The organism is Pantoea sp. 18069 (assembly GCF_902706035.1).
Lineage (GTDB): Bacteria > Pseudomonadota > Gammaproteobacteria > Burkholderiales > Burkholderiaceae_C > Comamonas.
On sequence record NZ_CACSJA010000017.1, the window covers coordinates 34,648 to 52,049 of the forward strand.

12 protein-coding genes and 2 pseudogenes are annotated in these 17,402 nt (G+C 67.5%); 5 read left to right on the forward strand and 9 right to left on the reverse strand.

All coding sequences use genetic code 11. The features are described 5' to 3' along the window. Positions 1 to 14: 14 nt before the first annotated feature. Positions 15 to 368: a DUF1428 domain-containing protein gene (locus GVL12_RS14625; protein ID WP_159915236.1), complete on the reverse strand. Its 354-nt coding sequence runs from the start codon at positions 366 to 368 to the stop codon at positions 15 to 17. Positions 369 to 504: 136 nt separating this feature from the next. Continuing rightward, on the reverse strand, positions 505 to 1,401 hold the full coding sequence (locus tag GVL12_RS14630) for a LysR family transcriptional regulator (protein ID WP_159915238.1): 897 nt from the start codon (positions 1,399 to 1,401) through the stop codon (positions 505 to 507). 180 nt (positions 1,402 to 1,581) lie between these two features. Between GVL12_RS14630 and GVL12_RS14635 the strand changes: the two genes are divergently transcribed. Further along, positions 1,582 to 2,562 carry an NAD-dependent epimerase/dehydratase family protein gene (locus GVL12_RS14635; RefSeq protein WP_159915240.1) on the forward strand — a complete coding sequence of 327 codons (981 nt, stop codon included), beginning with the start codon at positions 1,582 to 1,584 and terminating at the stop codon, positions 2,560 to 2,562. Positions 2,563 to 2,765: 203 nt separating this feature from the next. Here the strand turns inward: GVL12_RS14635 and ssb are convergent, their stop codons facing one another. Together ssb and GVL12_RS14645 are read right to left on the reverse strand one after the other, a co-directional pair. Further along, positions 2,766 to 3,353: a single-stranded DNA-binding protein gene (ssb, locus tag GVL12_RS14640; RefSeq protein ID WP_159915242.1), complete on the reverse strand. Its 588-nt coding sequence runs from the start codon at positions 3,351 to 3,353 to the stop codon at positions 2,766 to 2,768. A gap of 163 nt (positions 3,354 to 3,516) precedes the next feature. After that, positions 3,517 to 4,701 (reverse strand): MFS transporter, encoded by a 1,185-nt coding sequence (locus tag GVL12_RS14645; RefSeq protein WP_159915244.1) that lies wholly within the window; start codon positions 4,699 to 4,701, stop codon positions 3,517 to 3,519. Positions 4,702 to 5,004: 303 nt separating this feature from the next. Between GVL12_RS14645 and uvrA the strand changes: the two are divergent. The 4 genes and pseudogenes from uvrA to GVL12_RS14660 form a co-directional block, all read left to right on the forward strand. After that, positions 5,005 to 6,852: pseudogene (gene uvrA, locus GVL12_RS26900) on the forward strand (excinuclease ABC subunit UvrA); the annotation flags it as partial. Positions 6,853 to 6,984: 132 nt separating this feature from the next. Next, positions 6,985 to 7,977, forward strand: a pseudogene (locus tag GVL12_RS26905) (excinuclease ABC subunit UvrA); the annotation flags it as partial. Positions 7,978 to 8,081: 104 nt separating this feature from the next. Further along, on the forward strand, positions 8,082 to 9,242 hold the full coding sequence (locus GVL12_RS14655) for an FAD-binding oxidoreductase (RefSeq protein WP_159915248.1): 1,161 nt from the start codon (positions 8,082 to 8,084) through the stop codon (positions 9,240 to 9,242). Between the two features lie 139 nt (positions 9,243 to 9,381). Continuing rightward, positions 9,382 to 11,808 carry a glycerophosphodiester phosphodiesterase family protein gene (locus tag GVL12_RS14660; RefSeq protein ID WP_159915250.1) on the forward strand — a complete coding sequence of 809 codons (2,427 nt, stop codon included), beginning with the start codon at positions 9,382 to 9,384 and terminating at the stop codon, positions 11,806 to 11,808. Between the two features lie 256 nt (positions 11,809 to 12,064). Here GVL12_RS14660 and GVL12_RS14665 read toward each other — a convergent pair whose 3' ends face one another. The 5 genes from GVL12_RS14665 to GVL12_RS14685 form a co-directional block, all read right to left on the reverse strand. Beyond that, positions 12,065 to 13,033, reverse strand: coding sequence for a succinylglutamate desuccinylase/aspartoacylase family protein (locus tag GVL12_RS14665; RefSeq protein WP_159915252.1), 969 nt, complete (start codon positions 13,031 to 13,033; stop codon positions 12,065 to 12,067). Between the two features lie 3 nt (positions 13,034 to 13,036). Next, positions 13,037 to 14,014 carry a tripartite tricarboxylate transporter substrate binding protein gene (locus tag GVL12_RS14670; RefSeq protein ID WP_159915254.1) on the reverse strand — a complete coding sequence of 326 codons (978 nt, stop codon included), beginning with the start codon at positions 14,012 to 14,014 and terminating at the stop codon, positions 13,037 to 13,039. Between the two features lie 201 nt (positions 14,015 to 14,215). Further along, positions 14,216 to 15,109, reverse strand: a complete 894-nt coding sequence (locus GVL12_RS14675) for a LysR family transcriptional regulator (protein WP_159915256.1) — start codon at positions 15,107 to 15,109, stop codon at positions 14,216 to 14,218. Positions 15,110 to 15,123: 14 nt separating this feature from the next. After that, on the reverse strand, positions 15,124 to 15,960 hold the full coding sequence (gene pyrF / locus GVL12_RS14680; RefSeq protein WP_159915258.1) for an orotidine-5'-phosphate decarboxylase: 837 nt from the start codon (positions 15,958 to 15,960) through the stop codon (positions 15,124 to 15,126). Between the two features lie 74 nt (positions 15,961 to 16,034). Beyond that, entirely contained in the window at positions 16,035 to 17,228 is a 1,194-nt protein-coding gene (locus GVL12_RS14685; RefSeq protein ID WP_159915260.1) for a phosphoglycerate kinase, read from the reverse strand. Between the last annotated feature and the right edge of the window lie 174 nt (positions 17,229 to 17,402).

Here is a 17,402-nt window from a genome sequence, read left to right on the forward strand (position 1 = left end):
AGGCGGCGCGCGGCTCAGTCGTCAAGCAGGGGAACGAAACCGCCAAAGATCATGCGCTTGCCGTCAAACGGCATCTGCGTTTCCATGCCTGCCAGGCGCGGGTCCTTCATGGCTTCCTGGTTGACCCGGTCGCGCACTTCGCGCGACGGGTATTCGATCCAGGAGAAGACCACGATCTCGCCGTCCTCGGCTTTCACCGCACCGCGAAAGTCGGTCAGCTTGCCGTCCGGCACATCGTCGCCCCAGCATTCGACGACGCGCGTGGCGCCATAGTCCTTGAAGACCTGGGCGGCGCGGGTGGCGACCTCAAGATACTGCTGCTTGTTGGCGGCCGGTACGGCGACCACGAATCCATCAACGTATTTCACGGGCAGTCTCCTTTGCAAAGGGACGCCCATGCTGGCATGGCCGGCCGCCGCAGGTTGTAAGAAACCGCATCAGGCTGGGAACCGTCCTTGCGCCAGGCAAGCGGCGCGGGGCAGGCGTCCAACAGGAAATGCGGCTTTATCGGTGTTGTATGTACGCGCTCAGCCCCGCCGCGAGCGCCGCGAAGGTCGCCGCGCAGCGCGGGCTCGCGCGCAGGTCCTCGTGCATGGCCACCCAGGTGTCCATCGTCAGCGAAAACTCGGTCGGCAATACGCGGACCAGCGTCTTGTCCTTCGCCGCGAGTGCCGCCTGGCACACGCCAATGCCGAAGCCCGCCCGGATGGCGCCCAGTTGGGCCAGGTCGCTGTCGGCGCGAAACGCCAGCGCGGCCCGTGTCAACGTAGGGAACCGGGCCTGGAACTTCCGGATGTACGCGCTCTCGTGATCGAAGCCAATGAGCGCGTGGCCGGTCAGCGCTTCCATGGATGCGGGCGTGCCGTGGGCCGCCAGATAGCGCTGGTGCGCGTGCAACCCCAGTTCGATGCCGCCTACGCGTTGGGCGACCAGGGCTTCCTGGGTCGGCCTGAGCCCGCGCACCGCGATGTCCGCCTCGCGGTGCAGGAGGTTGTCCACCTTGTTCGATAGCACCAGCTCGATGACCAGCTCGGGATGCTCGGCGCGCAGCGCGGCGAGGATAGGCGGCAGCACCTCGACGCCGATGATCTCGCTGGCCGTCAAACGCACCGTTCCGCGGACGCCTGATCCGTGGCTGCTGGCCACCCTGCGAAGCGCCGCCGCGGTCGTGGCAATTCCAGCGGCATAGGGCTGCAGCTCGAGCGCCGCATCCGTCGGGGCGAAGCCATCGAACGAGCGCGTGAAGAGCTTGAGCGCCAACGCAGTCTCCAGGCTGTCGATGTGGCGCCCGACGGTCGGCTGTGTCAGGCCCATCGCGCGCCCGGCCGCCGACAGCGAGCCTGTCTCCAGGACCTTCAGGAAGGTTCGGTACCACTCCCAGTTCGGCTCAGGCGCAGTCATGGTATGCATTTATTTATAGATCCAATCCGATTCTAGGTAATTCTCATTTGCCCGTCGATTCTGCAAACTGCAGTCACCCCGCCGCAAAGGCGCACAGGAATCCACGGAGCCGACCATGAACCACCCAGACATCGATCGCGGCAGCGGTCTTTCGCCCCGCCCCACCGCAGGAGAGCCCTCATGCCCACGGTAGCCCTGTTCGGCGCGACCGGCGCCCTCGGTCAAAGCATCGCCGCCGCGTTCAGCGGCCAAGGCCAGGCCTATCGCGTGGTGGGGCGCACGCAGGCGCGCCTGCGCCAGGCCTTCGGCGCGGACCCGCTCGCCGAGATCGTCACCTGGAACCCCGACTCGCCGGCCTGCGTGCAGGCCGCGGCCACGGGTATCGAGACGCTGATCTACATGGTCGGCGTGAACTACTGGCAGTTCGAGCTGCACCCCGAGCTGATGCGCAAGGCGCTTGCCGGTGCGATCGCTGCCGGGGTGAAGAACATCATCCTGATCGGTACCGTGTACCCCTACGGCATGGCAAGAACCCAGCCGGTGCGTGAGGATCACCCGCGCGAACCGCACACCTTCAAGGGGCGCATGCGCAAGGCGCAGGAGGATCTGCTGATGCAGGCGCATGCCGCCGGCCGGATCAACGCGACCGTGCTGCGCCTGCCGGACTTCTACGGTCCCGGCGTCGAGGCCAGCCTGCTGCACCGCGCGGCGCTGGCTGCCGTCAACGGCGGCAGGGCGGACATGGTCGGGCCTATCGACCGCCCGCACGAATTCGTCTTCGTGCCGGATGTCGGCCCGGTGGTTGCCAGGTTGGCCGACACTCCCGCCGCGTTCGGAAAGATCTGGAACCTCGCCGGCGCGGGTGTCACGACGCAGCGTGAACTGGTGGCCGAGATGGGGCGCCAGACCGGTGCGAAGGTCAAGCTGCGCGTGGCGGGCAAGGCGATGCTGCGCCTGATCGGCCTGTTCAACCCGTTCATGCGCGAAATGGTGGAGATGCACTACCTGATGACCGACCCGCTGATCATGGACGACTCGGCGCTGCAGCGGCTGATAGGGCCTGTGCGCAAGACGCCTTATGCGCAAGGCATACGGCAGACGCTGGACGCCGTGGTCCTTGCGCGTCAACCTGACAGTCAGGTTGACGCCATGCGCAGCTGAACGCGATCGAGTTCGCGCCAGGCAAGGGCCGGGGTGCTTGCCGCCCGGTCTTTCTTTTGGAGCGCGTCCAGGTAGGAGGGCGGCCTCGTGCATCGGCCGTCCCTATGCAACCGCCAGAACGGAAAGCCGGGTCGCGGCAAAGAAAAAGGCCTGCATCCCAGGGAGATGCAGGCCTTTGCCGGCAGAAGATTTCTGCTTTCGGATCAGAACGGGATGTCGTCATCCATATCGTCAAAGCCCGAAGCCGCGCGCTGGGGCGCTGGGGCCATCGGTGCGGGCGCGGGAGGCGCCATGCGCGGTGCGGGTGCTGCGGCGCGGGGTGCGGGCGCGGGGCGGCGTGGCGCGGCTTCGTAGCCACCGCCGTTGTTGCCGCCGCCATTGCCGGCATTGCTGTCACCGTAGCCGCTGTCGTCGCCGTAGCCGCCGCCTTGCTGGCCGCCACCGCCCATGCCCTGGCGGCTGCCCAGCATCTGCATGGTGTCGGCGCGGATTTCGGTCGCGTAGCGTTCCTGGCCCGTGGCCTGGTCGGTCCACTTGCGGGTGCGCAGCGAACCTTCGACATAGACCTGCGAACCCTTGCGCAGGTACTGGCCGACGATTTCGGCGAGGCGGCCGTTGAACACCACGCGGTGCCATTCGGTCGCTTCCTTGTTTTCGCCGGTGTTCTTGTCGCGCCAGCGGTCGGTGGTGGCGATGGTCACGTTGGCCACCTGGTCACCACTGGGGAAGGCGCGCATTTCAGGATCGCGGCCCAGATTGCCGACGATGATGACTTTGTTGACGGATGCCATGAATAACCTCGAAAAATGGATAGCGCGGGCCAGTAGATGAGGGGGCCCGTGCCAGATGCTTGGATTGCGGCGTCCCCCTCGGAGACGCCGCAGACGGGAGCATATCCGTTTGCCCAAGACTACGGGCAAACCCGTGATATTGGCATGGGCGTGGCGCGATGCCTCAGTGGCCGGTGCCGGTCTTGCCCACCGGCTTCAGCGGCCAGGTCACGAGCAGCCAGAGGGCGGTGAGCACGGCGGTGACCGCGAACAGGCCCGGCATGCCGGCCCATTTGGCGATCGCGCCGCCGATCGCGCCGCCCGCGAACAGGCCCAGCGACTGCAGGGTGTTGTAGGTGCCCAGCGCCGCGCCGCGCAGCGGCGTGGGCGCCATGCGCGACACCAGGCTGGGCTGGCTGGCTTCGAGAATATTGAAGCCGCAGAAGAACACCAGCATCAGCAGGCCCATGAGCCACAGCGAAGGCGTGCTGGCGCTCGCGGCCACGGCGCCCAGGCCCAGCTGGACGACCAGCACCAGCGCGATCGCGCCCAGCAGCGCCATGCGCAGCTTGCCCTTGCGCTCTAGCGAGAACATGCCGCCCATGGCGATGAACGACAGCAGCACGGCGGGCAGGTAGATATGCCAGTGCACGCCCTTCGGCAGACCGGCCTGTAGCAGCAGCGCGGGCACGGCGACCCACATCGCCATCTGCACGGTGTGCAGCACGAACACGCCCAGGTTCAGGCGCAGCAGATCGGGGTGGCGCAGCAGTTCGAGCAGGCGGCCGCGCGGCGCGTCCTTGTGCTTGAGCGGCTCGGGCGGAACGACCCACAGCACCACGGCAACGCCGGCCAGCGCCAGCGCAAAGGTCAGCGCGAACACGCCCGACAGGCCGGCCCAGGCGGCGAGCATGGGGCCGGCGACCAGCGCCAGCGCGAACATCAGGCCGATGGAGCCGCCGATGATGGCCATGGCCTTGGTGCGCACGGCGTCGCGCGTCTGGTCGGCGAGCAGCGCGGTGACGGCGGCCGAGACCGCGCCCGCGCCCTGCAGGGCGCGGCCGACCATCAGGCCGGTCAGCGAATCGGCCAGCGCCGCGAGCAGGCTGCCGGCGGCAAACACCAGCAGGCCCAGCACGATCACGCGCTTGCGCCCGAAGCGGTCCGAAGCCAGGCCCAGCGGCAACTGGAACAGCGCCTGGGTCAGGCCGTAAAGGCCCATCGCCAGGCCGACCATCGCCGGGTCGTCGCCGCCCGGGTATTTGCGCGCTTCGAGGGCGAAGACCGGCAGGACCAGGAACAGCCCGAGCATGCGCAGGGCGAAGATCAGCGCCAGGCCGCCACTCGCGCGGCGCTCGAGCGGCGTCATGGTGGACGAGTCCTGGGCAGGGGCGGTTGAGGCAGCCGAAAGGGAGGTGGTCGTTTGTGGCACGCGCAAAAATGCAAGTGATTGGAAGGGGGCGGGCGTGGCGCGCAGGGGAAATTCCACGCGCGGGCTGCGCAATAACAACCTCGATTGTCCGTGATCTGCCAGGCCGCCGCATTTTCGGGGCCTGCCCCACTATCATGCTAGGTTTCCCCGCATGGAGCGCCTGCGCCCGTGAACGACCCCACTCATCCCTCTTTCGAGCAGGTAAACGCCGCAGATTCCGGCCGCTATCTGGGCCACGCCCTGGCACAGTCGCGCATCAGCATCCGCGGAGCGCGCACGCACAACCTGAAGAATATCGATCTCGATATTCCGCGCAACCAGCTGGTGGTGATCACGGGCCTGTCGGGCTCGGGCAAGTCCAGCCTGGCGTTCGACACGCTCTATGCCGAGGGGCAGCGGCGCTATGTCGAAAGCCTGTCGGCCTACGCGCGCCAGTTCCTGGGCCGGCTCGACAAGCCCGATGTGGACCTGATCGAAGGCCTGTCGCCGGCGATCAGCATCGAGCAGAAGGCCACCAGCCACAACCCGCGCTCCACCGTGGGCACGGTCACCGAGATCAACGACTACCTGCGCCTGCTCTATGCGCGCGCCGGCACGCCCTATTGCCCCGACCACCAGTTGCCGCTGCAGTCGCAGACCATCAGCCAGATGGTCGATGCGGCGCTGGCGCTGCCCGAGGACACCAAGCTGATGGTGCTCGGCCCGCTGGCGCGCGACAAGAAAGGCGAGTTCACCGAACTGTTCGCGCAGCTGCAGGCCCAGGGCTATGTGCGCTTTCGCATCGACGGCCAGATTCATGAAGTCGAGTCGCTGCCGCAGCTGCACAAGAACGAGAAGCACTCGATCGACGTGGTCATCGACCGCCTCAAGGTGCGCCCCGACGCGATGCAGCGCCTGGCGGAAAGCTTTGAAGCCGCGCTGCGCGCGGGCGGCGGCGAGGCCGGCGGGCGCGTGGTCGCGCTGGAAATGGACACCGGCGTCGAGCACTGGTTCAGCGCCAAGTTCGCCTGCCCCATCTGCAGCTATTCGCTGCCTGAACTCGAGCCGCGGCTGTTCTCGTTCAATTCGCCCCAGGGCGCCTGCCCGACCTGCGACGGCCTGGGCCAGAGCGAGACCTTCGACCCCGAGCGCGTCGTGGCGTTTCCGTCGCTGAGCCTGGCCAGCGGCGCGATCAAGGGCTGGGACCGGCGCAATGCCTATTACTTCACCATGCTCGAAAGCGTGGCCGCGCATTACGGCGCGGACATCGAGGCGCCTTTCGAGGAGCTGCCCGAGCATGTGCGCCAGGCCGTGCTCTGGGGCTCGGGCGAGGAAGCCATTGCCTTTGCCTACTTCACCGACAGCGGCAAGAACAAGACCCAGCCACTGATCAAGCACCACCCGTTCGAAGGCATCATTCCCAACATCACGCGGCGCTACCGCGAGACCGATTCCAGCGTGGTGCGCGACGACCTCGCGCGCCTGCGCAGCACGCGCTGCTGCCCCGACTGCGAAGGTACGCGGCTGCGGCGCGAAGCGCGCTGGGTGCGCATAGGTGACGGCGAGCAGCAGCGCGCGATCTACGAGGTCAGCCGCGCAACGCTGGCCGAGGCCCACGCCTGGTTCGCCCAGCTCAAGCTGCAGGGCGCCAAGGCCGACATTGCCGACAAGGTGGTGCGCGAAATCACTTCGCGGCTGATGTTCCTCAACGACGTGGGCCTGAGCTACCTGAGCCTGGACCGCAGCGCCGAGACGCTGTCGGGCGGCGAGGCCCAGCGCATACGCCTGGCCAGCCAGATCGGCAGCGGCCTCACGGGCGTGATGTACGTGCTCGACGAGCCCAGCATCGGCCTGCACCAGCGCGACAACGACAGGCTGATCGCGACGCTGCAGCACCTGCGCAACATCGGCAACAGCGTGATCGTCGTCGAGCACGACGAGGACATGATGCGCGCCGCCGACCAGATCATCGACATGGGCCCGGGCGCGGGCCTGCACGGCGGGCGCGTGATGGCCCAGGGCACGTTCGAGCAGGTGCGCGCCAACCCCGATTCACCCACCGGGCGCTATCTCGCGGGCACGCAGTCGATTGCCGTGCCCGCGCGGCGCACGCCCTGGCTGCCGGTGGTCAAGTCCGCCGAACCTGCAGCCGCGCCGGCCAAGTCGCGCTTTCCGGTCTCGGCCGCGGCGCTGCGCCGCGCCGAGCGCCAGGCCGAGCATATTGCGCGCCAGGGCGCGCTGCAGGCGATCACCGTGGTCGGCGCGCGCGGCCACAACCTGAAGAACGTCACGGTGGAATTCCCCGTGGGCCTGTTCACCTGCGTGACCGGCGTCTCGGGCTCGGGCAAGAGCACGCTGGTCAACGACACGCTGTACGCCGAAGTCGCGCGCCAGCTCTATCGCGCCAGCGACGAGCCCGCGCCGCACGACGAAGTCGTGGGCATGGAGTATTTCGACAAGGTCATCAATGTCGACCAGTCGCCGATCGGGCGCACGCCGCGCAGCAATCCCGCGACCTATACCGGCCTGTTCACGCCTATCCGCGACCTGATGGCCGAGACGTCGACCGCCAAGGAACGCGGCTACGGCCCGGGGCGCTTCAGCTTCAACGTCGCCGGGGGCCGCTGCGAAGCCTGCCAGGGCGACGGCGTGGTCAAGGTCGAGATGCACTTCCTGCCCGACGTCTACGTGCCCTGCGACATCTGCCACGGCCAGCGCTACAACCGCGAAACCCTGGAAGTGCTGTGGAAGGGCAGGAACGTCGCGCAGATCCTGCAGATGACCGTCGAGGACGCGCATGCGTTCTTCCAGGACGTGCCCAGCATCGCGCGCAAGCTGCAGACGCTGCTGGCCGTGGGCCTGTCGTACATCCGCCTGGGCCAGAGCGCGACCACGCTGTCGGGCGGCGAGGCGCAGCGCGTCAAGCTCGCGCAGGAGCTGAGCAAGCGCGACACCGGGCGCACGCTCTACATCCTCGACGAGCCGACCACGGGGCTGCATTTCGCCGACATAGCCCTGCTGCTCAAGGTGCTGCACCAGTTGCGCGACGCGGGCAACACCATTGTCGTCATCGAGCACAATCTCGATGTGATCAAGACCGCCGACTGGCTGATCGACATGGGCCCCGAAGGCGGCGCCGGCGGCGGCAACGTGGTCGCCACGGGCACGCCCGAGCAGCTTGCCGCGCACGAGGGCAGCCATACGGGGCATTATTTGCGGCGATATCTGGGCTGATCCGGCCCCCGCTGGCTTGGCTTGTGCCTGCGCGCTGACAGGCGAGCGGGGCGCCGCAGGCAACCATAGCGGCCCGGCCGGTTTTTTCCAGTGAGGAAATTGCGATGTCTGCTGTTGATTTTGTCGTCGTCGGCGCCGGCATTGCGGGCGCATCCGTGGCCTGGCAGCTCGCCGGGCGCGCTTCGGTGCTGGTGCTCGAGCGCGAAACCCAGCCGGGCTACCACTCCACGGGCCGCTCAGCGGCCTTGTTTCTCGAGCACTACGGGCCGCCCCAGGTCCAGGCGCTGACGCGCGCCAGCCGCGCGTTCTACACCGCGCCGCCCGCGGACTTCATGCCCGAGCCGGTGCTGGGCCCGCGCGGAGCGCTTTACGTGGCGCGCGCCGACCAGCGCGCGCAGCTCGATGCTGCCTATGCCGAAGCGCGGCGGCATTCGCAGGCCGTGCGCCGGCTCGACCAGGCGCAGTTGCTGGCGCTCGTGCCCAGTCTGCGCGCCGAAGTCATCGCCTGCGGCTTTCTCGACGAGAACGCACGCGATATCGACGTGCATGGCCTGCACCAGGCCTTTTTACGTGGGATGCGACTGAGAACGGCTGGTTCAGAGGGCGCGCAACTGCGCTGCGGCGCCGAAGTGGTCTCGCTGACCCGCGATGCGGCCAACGCCTGCTGGCAGATCGATCTGGCCGATGGCAGCCGGATCGCGGCGCGCCAGGTGGTCAATGCCGCGGGCGCCTGGGCCGATGCGCTTGCGGCCCTGGCCGGCGTGGCGCCGCTGGGCCTGGTGCCCAAGCGCCGCAGCGCGTTCACGTTTGCGCCGCCCGAGGGCGTGGAAACGCGCCACTGGCCCGCCGTCATGGGCGTCGATGACAGCTTCTACTTCAAGCCCGATGCGGGCCAGCTGCTGGGCTCGCCGGCCAACGCCGATCCGACCACCCCGCACGACGTGGTGCCCGAGGAAATCGACGTGGCCACGGGAATTTTCCACATCGAGGAAAACACCACGCTGCAGATCCGCCGGCCCACGCATACCTGGGCCGGCCTGCGCTCGTTCGTTGCCGACGGCGAGCTGGTCATCGGCTGGGACGCGCCGCCCGCAGCGGGCCAGCCCGGCTTTTTCTGGCTGGCCGCACAGGGCGGCTATGGCATACAGACCGCTTATGCGGCCGGACTGCTGGCGCGCAACCTGTTGCTCGGCGAAGCGCTCGACGCGCACCTGCAGGCCCAGGGCGTGCTGCCCGAAAGACTGTCGCCGGCCCGGTTGCGCTGACGACCATTGAACTTATCCACATTTTTATCCACAGGTTTCTGGGCGCGGCGGAGAGCGCAGGGCTGATGCCGTCACACACAAGCCATACGCCTGTCATCCGCAGCCTCTAGATTCATCCTTTTCTGTAAACGGGGATGAGATGAACACGTCGAAGACAGTGGTAGCGGCCTTTCTGGCGATCAGTCTGGCAGCCTGCGGTGGTGACAACGAGGGCAGCAGCCCTGTCGACCCCACCACGCCCACGCTGCCCACGCCCGAAACGCCAGCGCCGGAACAACCGGAAACTCCGGAACAACCCGAGCCCGAGACGCCCGAGGCCGTCGCCGAGGTCTACATCGACGAGAGCTTCGAGGGCCTGACGGCGCTGCCGGCAGGCTGGTCGACGCTGGCCGCCAACCGCGGCACGGTGGCCGTGCGCGACGGCAGCCTCTACATCGACGCGCGTGCCCATGACACGGCCATGACCTCGGTGGCCCTGCCCGCGTCGCTGCAGGAACTGACCAACTACCGCATCGACGTGGTGTTCACGCTCGAGTCGCCCAACAACACCGGGCGCTGGGGCAGCGTGATGTACCGCACCTCGGCCGTGGACGGCGCCATTCCCTACGACCCGTACTACCAGTTCGCGATCCGCGCCAATGCCACGGCCGCCAACGGCACCGAGTTCGCACTGCGCAAGAACGGCGGCTGGATGGTCGCGGGCACCAAGGCCTTCACCGAAGCCATCGATCCCGCGAAGACCTATACCGCGACCGTGATCGTCCACGGCAACCGCGTGCGCCAATACCTGGACAACACGCTGACGCACGACATGACGCTCGACGCGGCGATGGCCAAGGGTGGCATCGGCCTGCAGGCGGCCGGCACCGTCATGCGCGTCGACAGCATCAAGGTGACCGAGCAGTTGAGCGCACTGCCCGACGTGAGCAAGGTGATCGCCGTGCAGGACACGGGCACGCGCGCGGCGATGGCGCCGACGCTGGTGCAGCCGATGACGGCGCAGACGCAGCTCGCGGGCAGTGGCGCTAGCAACGCGCTGTTCCATATCGACGCCAGCCTGAACCTGCGCAGCGACGGCGGCGAAAGCCTGGCCTCGCTGGCCCACTATTTCGCCCAGGCCGATCGCGCCACGATTCCCGTGCTGCGCATTGCCGACACCGCGACCGTGACCGCGCTCGCGGCCTTTGCGGTCGAGAACGACCTGGGCGACGTGACCCTGCTGTCGGACAACGTCGAGCTGCTCGCACGCGCCCGCGCCGCGCTGCCGTCGGTGCGCACGGCCGTCGATTTCTCGGCTTCGGCTTTCCTCGGCAACAGTTCACAGGACATCCTGCAGGTGGTCAGCGCGACCAACCGCGCCAAGGCCAAGATCGCGGTGCTGCCCCCGGCCATGACCAACCGCACGACGGTCGCGCATCTGCAGCGCCTGCTGCTCACGCCCTGGGCGAAGTCGAGCGCGGCAACGCCCGCCGAAGCGGCCGAAGTGCTGACCACGGGTGTCAATGGCGTGATCGCGGCCGATGCCGGCGTCTACACCGCGGTGCTCAAGAAGCTGCCGGCCCATACGCTGCTGCGCAAGCCGCTGGTCACGGGCCACCGCGGCATGCCCTCGACCACCGACGAGAACACGCTCGAAGGCGCGCAGGCGGCCGTCGCCGCGGGCGCGGATGCGGTCGAGAACGACATCTACATGACCACGGACAACCACCTGGTCATCATGCATGACGACACCGTCAACCGCACCACCGACGGCACGGGGCGCATAGAGACCATGACGCTGGCCGAAGTCAAGGCGCTCAGGACCAAGACCGGCGGCTACGCCGTGCCGACGCTGCAGGAGTTCTTCGAGGCGTTCAAGGGCCGCAACGTCAGCCATTTCATCGAGATCAAGAGCACCACCGCGGGCATCGTCCCGCTGCTCAAGCAGGAACTCGAGAAGGCCGGCGTCAAGGACCAGGTGGTCGCGATCTCGTTCAGCGGCGACCAGCTCAACCGCATGGGCGCGACGCTGCCCGAGATCAGCACCGGCTTTCTCAACAGCAATGTCGACACCGGTGACGTGGGCGTGAGCCTGCGCAACATCCTCAACGCCACGCAGCTCTACTCGTCGACCTACAACCCGTCGTACGGCAGCGGCCCGACGCAGGCGACGATGGAAGCCGCCAAGCACCGCGGCATCACGTTCTGGCCCTGGACCATCAACAACCAGAACGACTTCTACCGCCTCTACAGCTATGGCACGCACGGCATCACGACCGATTACGCGCATTGGGCGAAAGACTTCCCTGTGGCAATCTCGGCGGCAAGCGCGTCCACGGCCGCGGTGGGAACGGCGTTCAGCGTTCCGGTCTCGCTGACTTCGCAGGTCGGCGCTGTCAGCGCCGGCACGAGCAACCCGCTGGTGGTGCTCGACGGCGCGCCCGCGCACACCATCGCAGCCAACGGCAGCGTGACTTTCACCGCACCCGGTACGGCCACCGTGCTGCCCGGTCATACCTACAAGATGGGGGACGGCACCTACAGCTATACGATCTTCGCCAGGCCGATGACCGTGACGGTGAAATAAGACACGCCGAAAGCAAAAAGGCCCCCACGCTTTGGGCATGGGGGCCATTTTTCATCGCCGGGCCGCCCCAAGATGAAAGCAGCCCCCTTGGGGGGCAGCGGACCTTGCGAAGCTAGGGGAGCGTGGGGGCCTTTTCTCCGCAGGATGCGGCCCTGAGGCCTGCCCGGTGCGCACAAATTCCAAAGTTATCCACATTTTTATCCACAGTTCCTTGCCGCCGGCGCCGGCGGCAAGGAATGGGGATGAAACCCTGGAATCAGAGCGGCGCGCAGCGCGCAAAGCGCACGACGGTCACGCCCGCGCGCGCCTGGCGCACCGAGGGCATGACCAGCACGCAATCGTCGTAGGGCGTGCACACGGCTTCGCCGTCGTTGTCGCCGATCACGGTGCCGGCCTGCGCGAAGCGCTCCAGGCCCGTGAACGGTGCGTTGAAGCGAAAGCCCTGGCTCTTGGCGACCACCGGGCCGGTCACGGTCAGCGCGAACTGCTCGGCCGGCGCGGGCAGGCGCCAGCCGGGCAGCAGGCGCAGGGCTTCGGCGTCATCGATGACTTCGGACGCGAGCAGGAAGCGCAGGCACTGGTCCTGGGCCACGGCGCGGCTGGCCGGGTCGCCGTGGAAGCCGCATTCGACCAGCAGCGAGCGCGAGTCGCCGGCTGCATCGTCGGGCAGGCCAAAGCGGCCGTAGTCGCGCAGGCGCGTACCGTCCTTGTGGCCGGCGTCGACGACGATGTGCGCGGGCGCGCCCATCTGCTTGGCCAGCACCAGGTTGCGCGGCTGCACGCCGGTCAGCAGCAGCGGCGCCGAAGGCTCGTGCATAGAGTGCAGGTCGAGCAGCCAGTCGGTCTGGCGCACGAACGGGCGCAGCGCCGCGGCGCGCCGGCGCTCGTTGGTGTCGCCGGCGTCTATGCGCGCGTCGCTCCACTGGCGGTTGAGGTCTTCATCGGTGAAGCGCGAGGCATCGTGGGCGTTCGCATCGAAACGATCGAACGCCTCGAGGTTGGCGAACACCAGCGTCAGCGTGCCCTGCAGCGGGCGCAGGCCGGCTTCGAGCAGGCCCTTGAGCGCCCAGGCGCCGCACAGCTCGTTGCCGTGGACCAGCGCGGAGATCATCACCTGACGGCCCGGCAGGCCCGAGTCGAAATGCCAGACGCCTTCGGTGCCGGTGTTGCCCGCGCGCCAGGCGCTGATGTCGGGCGCCGGCAGTTCAAAGTGCAGTGCGCTCATCGCTCACTCTTCGATCTTGGCGAACTCGACAATCTTGGCGTACTTGGCGATTTCGGCGTCGATGAACTTGGCGGGGTCGACCTTCTGGTCCATGACCGTCGAGCCCGTCGCGGCGAGCTTCTTGCGGAATTCGGCCGACGCCAGCGTGTCGCTCAAGGCCTTCTTGAGCTTGTCCTGGATGGGCTTGGGCAGGTTGGCCGGGGCCATCATCGCGAACCAGGAACCGAGGTCCACGTTCTTGAATGCCGGGTTTTCGGACAGGGCCGGGATGTCGGGCGTGATGGCCGAACGCTTGGCTTCGGTCGTGCCCAGGGCGATCACCTTGCCCGACTGGATGTGGGGCAGGCCGCTGGACAGAACGAACACACCGTATTCGATGTTGTTGCCGACCAGGTCGGTGGTCAGGGGCGCCACACCGCGGTAGGGGATGTGGGTCATCTTCAGGTTGCCCTGTTCCTGGACCGTTTCACCGGCGAGGTGCAGTGCCGTGCCCACGCCCGAGCTGCCGTAGCTGAACTTGCCGGGGTTCTTCGCGACGGAGGCGATGAATTCGGCGGTGTTCTTGACACCGGCCTTTTGCGAAGCGACCAGCACCATGGGCTGCGAAGCCACCAGGCCAATGGGGGTGAAGTCCTGGATGGTGTACTTCACGCTCTTGTTGATCAGGCGGGCAATGGCCAGTTCGTTGTTCGCGCCGACCATGATGGTGTAGCCATCAGGTGCAGCCTTGGCGACTTTCTGCGCGCCGATCGCGCCACCGGCGCCACCCAGGTTCTCGATCACCACGGGCTGGCCCAGGCGTGTGGAGAGTTCGGTGCCGACCATGCGGCCGATCAGATCGGTGCTGCCGCCCGGCGGATAGCCGATGACCATGGTGATGGGCTTGCTGGGGTACGAAGCGTCGGCGAAAGCGGAACCAGCGGCCAGAAGGGCGATACCGCAGGCCAGGGCAGTGCGGCGCAGGATAGAACGATTTTGCATGGGGTGATTCCTTATTTGGATAACCTCGATTGTCAAAAGACCCAGTGCCCGATTTGGTGCCATAACGGCACCATGCCGTGCTGTTGTGGCACGAAAAAAGTCTGCCCGCTTGTGTTGTCTTCAAGCCGTAACACAGGCATGTCCCATTTCAGGGGCACCGAGGAAGGGCCGCCCATGCAGGGGCCCGCCCGCTCGGGGGGCTTATCGCTCAGTGACGCGGCGCCAGAATTCCTCGGCGGCGGGCGTCAGGCGCCGCTTGGGCCGGTACATGCGCACGTCGAAGCGCACTTCCATGTTGCGGCTTCCGGCCAGCGCCAGCCGCCTGGCCTTGCAATCCGCGTGCGCCATGGACCAGGGCAGCCAGGCCACGCCCAGGCCCTTGTGCACGTATTCGTACTGCGCATCGGCCGAATCGCATTCGAGAATGCGGTGCAGCCGCGGCGCATCGGGGTTCTGCGACAGATGGTCTTCGACCAGGCGGCCCAGCGCCATGCGGTGGGGATAGGCCAGATAGGGCACGCTGCCGGGCGCGGCAAAGCTGTGCAGCGCCTGGCCCGCGGCGTTGGCGCGCGACACCGGCACCAGCCGGTCGCTGGCGATATGCACATGGCTGAACTGGCGTGCATCGAGCCGCACGGCGATGGCCGGGTGGTGGTAGATCAGCGAGAAATGGATTTCGTCCTGCTCCAGCATGGCCACGGTTTCATGCAGCGTGCGCGTGAACACCGTCAGCGGGCTGGTCTGCAGCAGCGGGCCCAGGCGCAGCAGCCAGTCGGCGACGATGGTGCGCGCCAGCGTGCGGCCCGTGGCCAGCGTGATGGTCTGCGCCTGCAGGCCCGCAATGGCCTGCAGTTCCTCGTGCGACTGCGCGAGCGTGCGCGTCATCAGCCCGCAGGTCTCGAGAAAGGCTTCGCCCGCGGGCGTGAGGCGCACGGGGCTGCTGCCCGGCGTGACCAGCGGCGTGCCCGTCCAGGCTTCGAGCGCGCGTATGCGCCGCCCGAACGCCGGGTGGGTCACATGGCGCAGTTCGGCCGCGCGCGTGAAGCTGCGCTCCTGGGCCAGCATGATGAAGTCTTCCAGCCACTTGATCTGCATGGCCGGGCCCCCGGTCAGCCGCGCGCTTCGCGAGCGGCTTGCTGCAGGGTTTCGCGCGTGGCTTGCGCCTGGGCGCGCGCGGCCTGGGCGAAATCGGTGCCCGACGACGCGTACAGGATGGCGCGCGACGAGTTGACGATGATGCTGCCGTGTTCGCGCAGCCCGGCCTTGACCGTGGCCACGGCGTCGCCGCCCTGGGCGCCGACACCGGGGATCAGCAGCGGCAGCGTCGGGGCAATCTCGCGCACGCGCTCGATTTCATGCGGGCGCGTCGCGCCGACCACCAGGCCCAGCTGGCCGTTGAGGTTCCAGGGGCCTTGCGCGAGCGCGGCCACATGTTCGAACACCTTGGGGTTGCCCGGCACATCGGCCAGCGTGCGCGCCTGCAGGTCGTCGCCACCGGGGTTGGAGGTGCGGCACAGCAGGAACGCGCCCTTGCCTTCGTACTTCAGATAGGGCGCGACCGAGTCGAAGCCCATGAACGGCGACAGGGTCACGGCATCGGCGCCGTAGCGCTCGAACGCCTCCTTGGCGTACTGCTCGGCCGTGGAGCCGATGTCGCCGCGCTTGGCGTCGAGAATCACCGGCACATGGGGCGCGACGGCGCGCATGTGGGCCATCAGCCGCTCGAGCTGGTCTTCCGCGCGGTGGGCCGCGAAATAGGCGATCTGCGGCTTGAACGAGTTCACCAGATCGGCGGTGGCATCGACGATGGCGGCGCAGAAGTCAAAGATCTTCGAGGCATCGCCCTGCATCGCGGCAGGAAAGCGGTTGGGCTCGGGATCGAGCCCCACACACAGCATGGATTGGTTTTGCGAGCCGGCGTTGCGCAGCATGTCGAGGAAAGTCATGGGGCGCGATTTTAAGGCACGGCAAGCAAAAAGCCCCGGCGGACCGGGGCTTAGGGCAGGGCGTTACATGGCAATCAGCCGTTGGCGCGTTTCTCGAGGATTTCAAATGCAGGAAGCGTTTTGCCTTCAAGCACTTCGAGGAACGCGCCGCCGCCGGTCGAGATATAGCCGACCCGGTCTTCGATGCCGTACTTGGCAATCGCCGCGAGGGTGTCGCCACCACCGGCAATGCTGAACGCCGACGACTCGGCGATGGCCTGGGCAATGGTGCGCGTGCCGTTTTCAAAGGCCGCGAACTCGAACACGCCCACGGGGCCGTTCCAGACAATGGTGCCCGCGGCCTTGAGCTGCGCGGCCAGGCGGGCGGCGGTCTCGGGGCCGATGTCGAGGATCAGGTCGTCATCGGCGACATCGGTCGCGGCCTTGATGGTCGCGGGCGCATCGGCGGCAAACGTCTTGGCGACGACCACGTCGGTGGGAATCGGCACCTGCGCGCCGCGCGCGGCCATGGCATCGATCACCGCCTTGGCTTTGTCGACGAGGTCGGGCTCGGCCAGCGACTTGCCGATCTTCAGGCCCGCGGCCAGCATGAACGTGTTGGCGATGCCGCCGCCGACGATCAGCTGGTCGACCTTGTGCGCCAGCGCTTCGAGGATGGTCAGCTTGGTCGAGACCTTGGAGCCGGCGACGATGGCCACCAGCGGCTGGGCGGGCGCGGCCAGCGCCTTTTGCAGCGCGTCGATCTCGGCCGACAGCAGCGGGCCGGCGCAGGCCACGGGCGCGAACTGGGCGATGCCGTAGGTCGTGCCTTCGGCGCGGTGGGCCGTGCCGAACGCATCGTTGACGAAGATATCGCACAGCGCGGCGAGCTTTCTGGCCAGCGCTTCCTGGTTCTTCTTCTCGCCGACGTTGACGCGGCAGTTTTCCAGCAGCACGACCTGGCCGGGCTGGACCTGCACGCCGTCGACCCAGTCCGCGACCAGCGGCACCTCACGGCCCAGCAGCTCAGCCAGGCGCCTGGCCACGGGAGCGAGCGAGTCGGCGGGCTGGAACTGGCCTTCGGTCGGACGGCCCAGGTGGCTGGTGACCATCACCGCCGCACCGGCCTTGAGCGCCATTTCAATGCATGGCACCGAAGCGCGCACGCGCGTGTCTTCGGTGATCTCACCGGTGTCGCTCAGCGGAACGTTCAGGTCGGCACGGATGAAAACGCGTTGGCCCTGGGCTTTGCCCTGGGCACACAGATCGGAGAAGCGAAGAATGTTCATGGCAGCGGATCAGCCTCGCCAGGAGGCAGTGGTGGCGGTGGATTAAAAGAGCGCCGCTATTGTAGGGTGCACTGGTGAAAGAGGCATGAATGCCATGTCCGGAAAACGCTGTCTTCCAGTGCTTCCACTCCGTTCGCCCTGAGCCCGTCGAAGGGCGTTTCAGGGCGCAGCGTG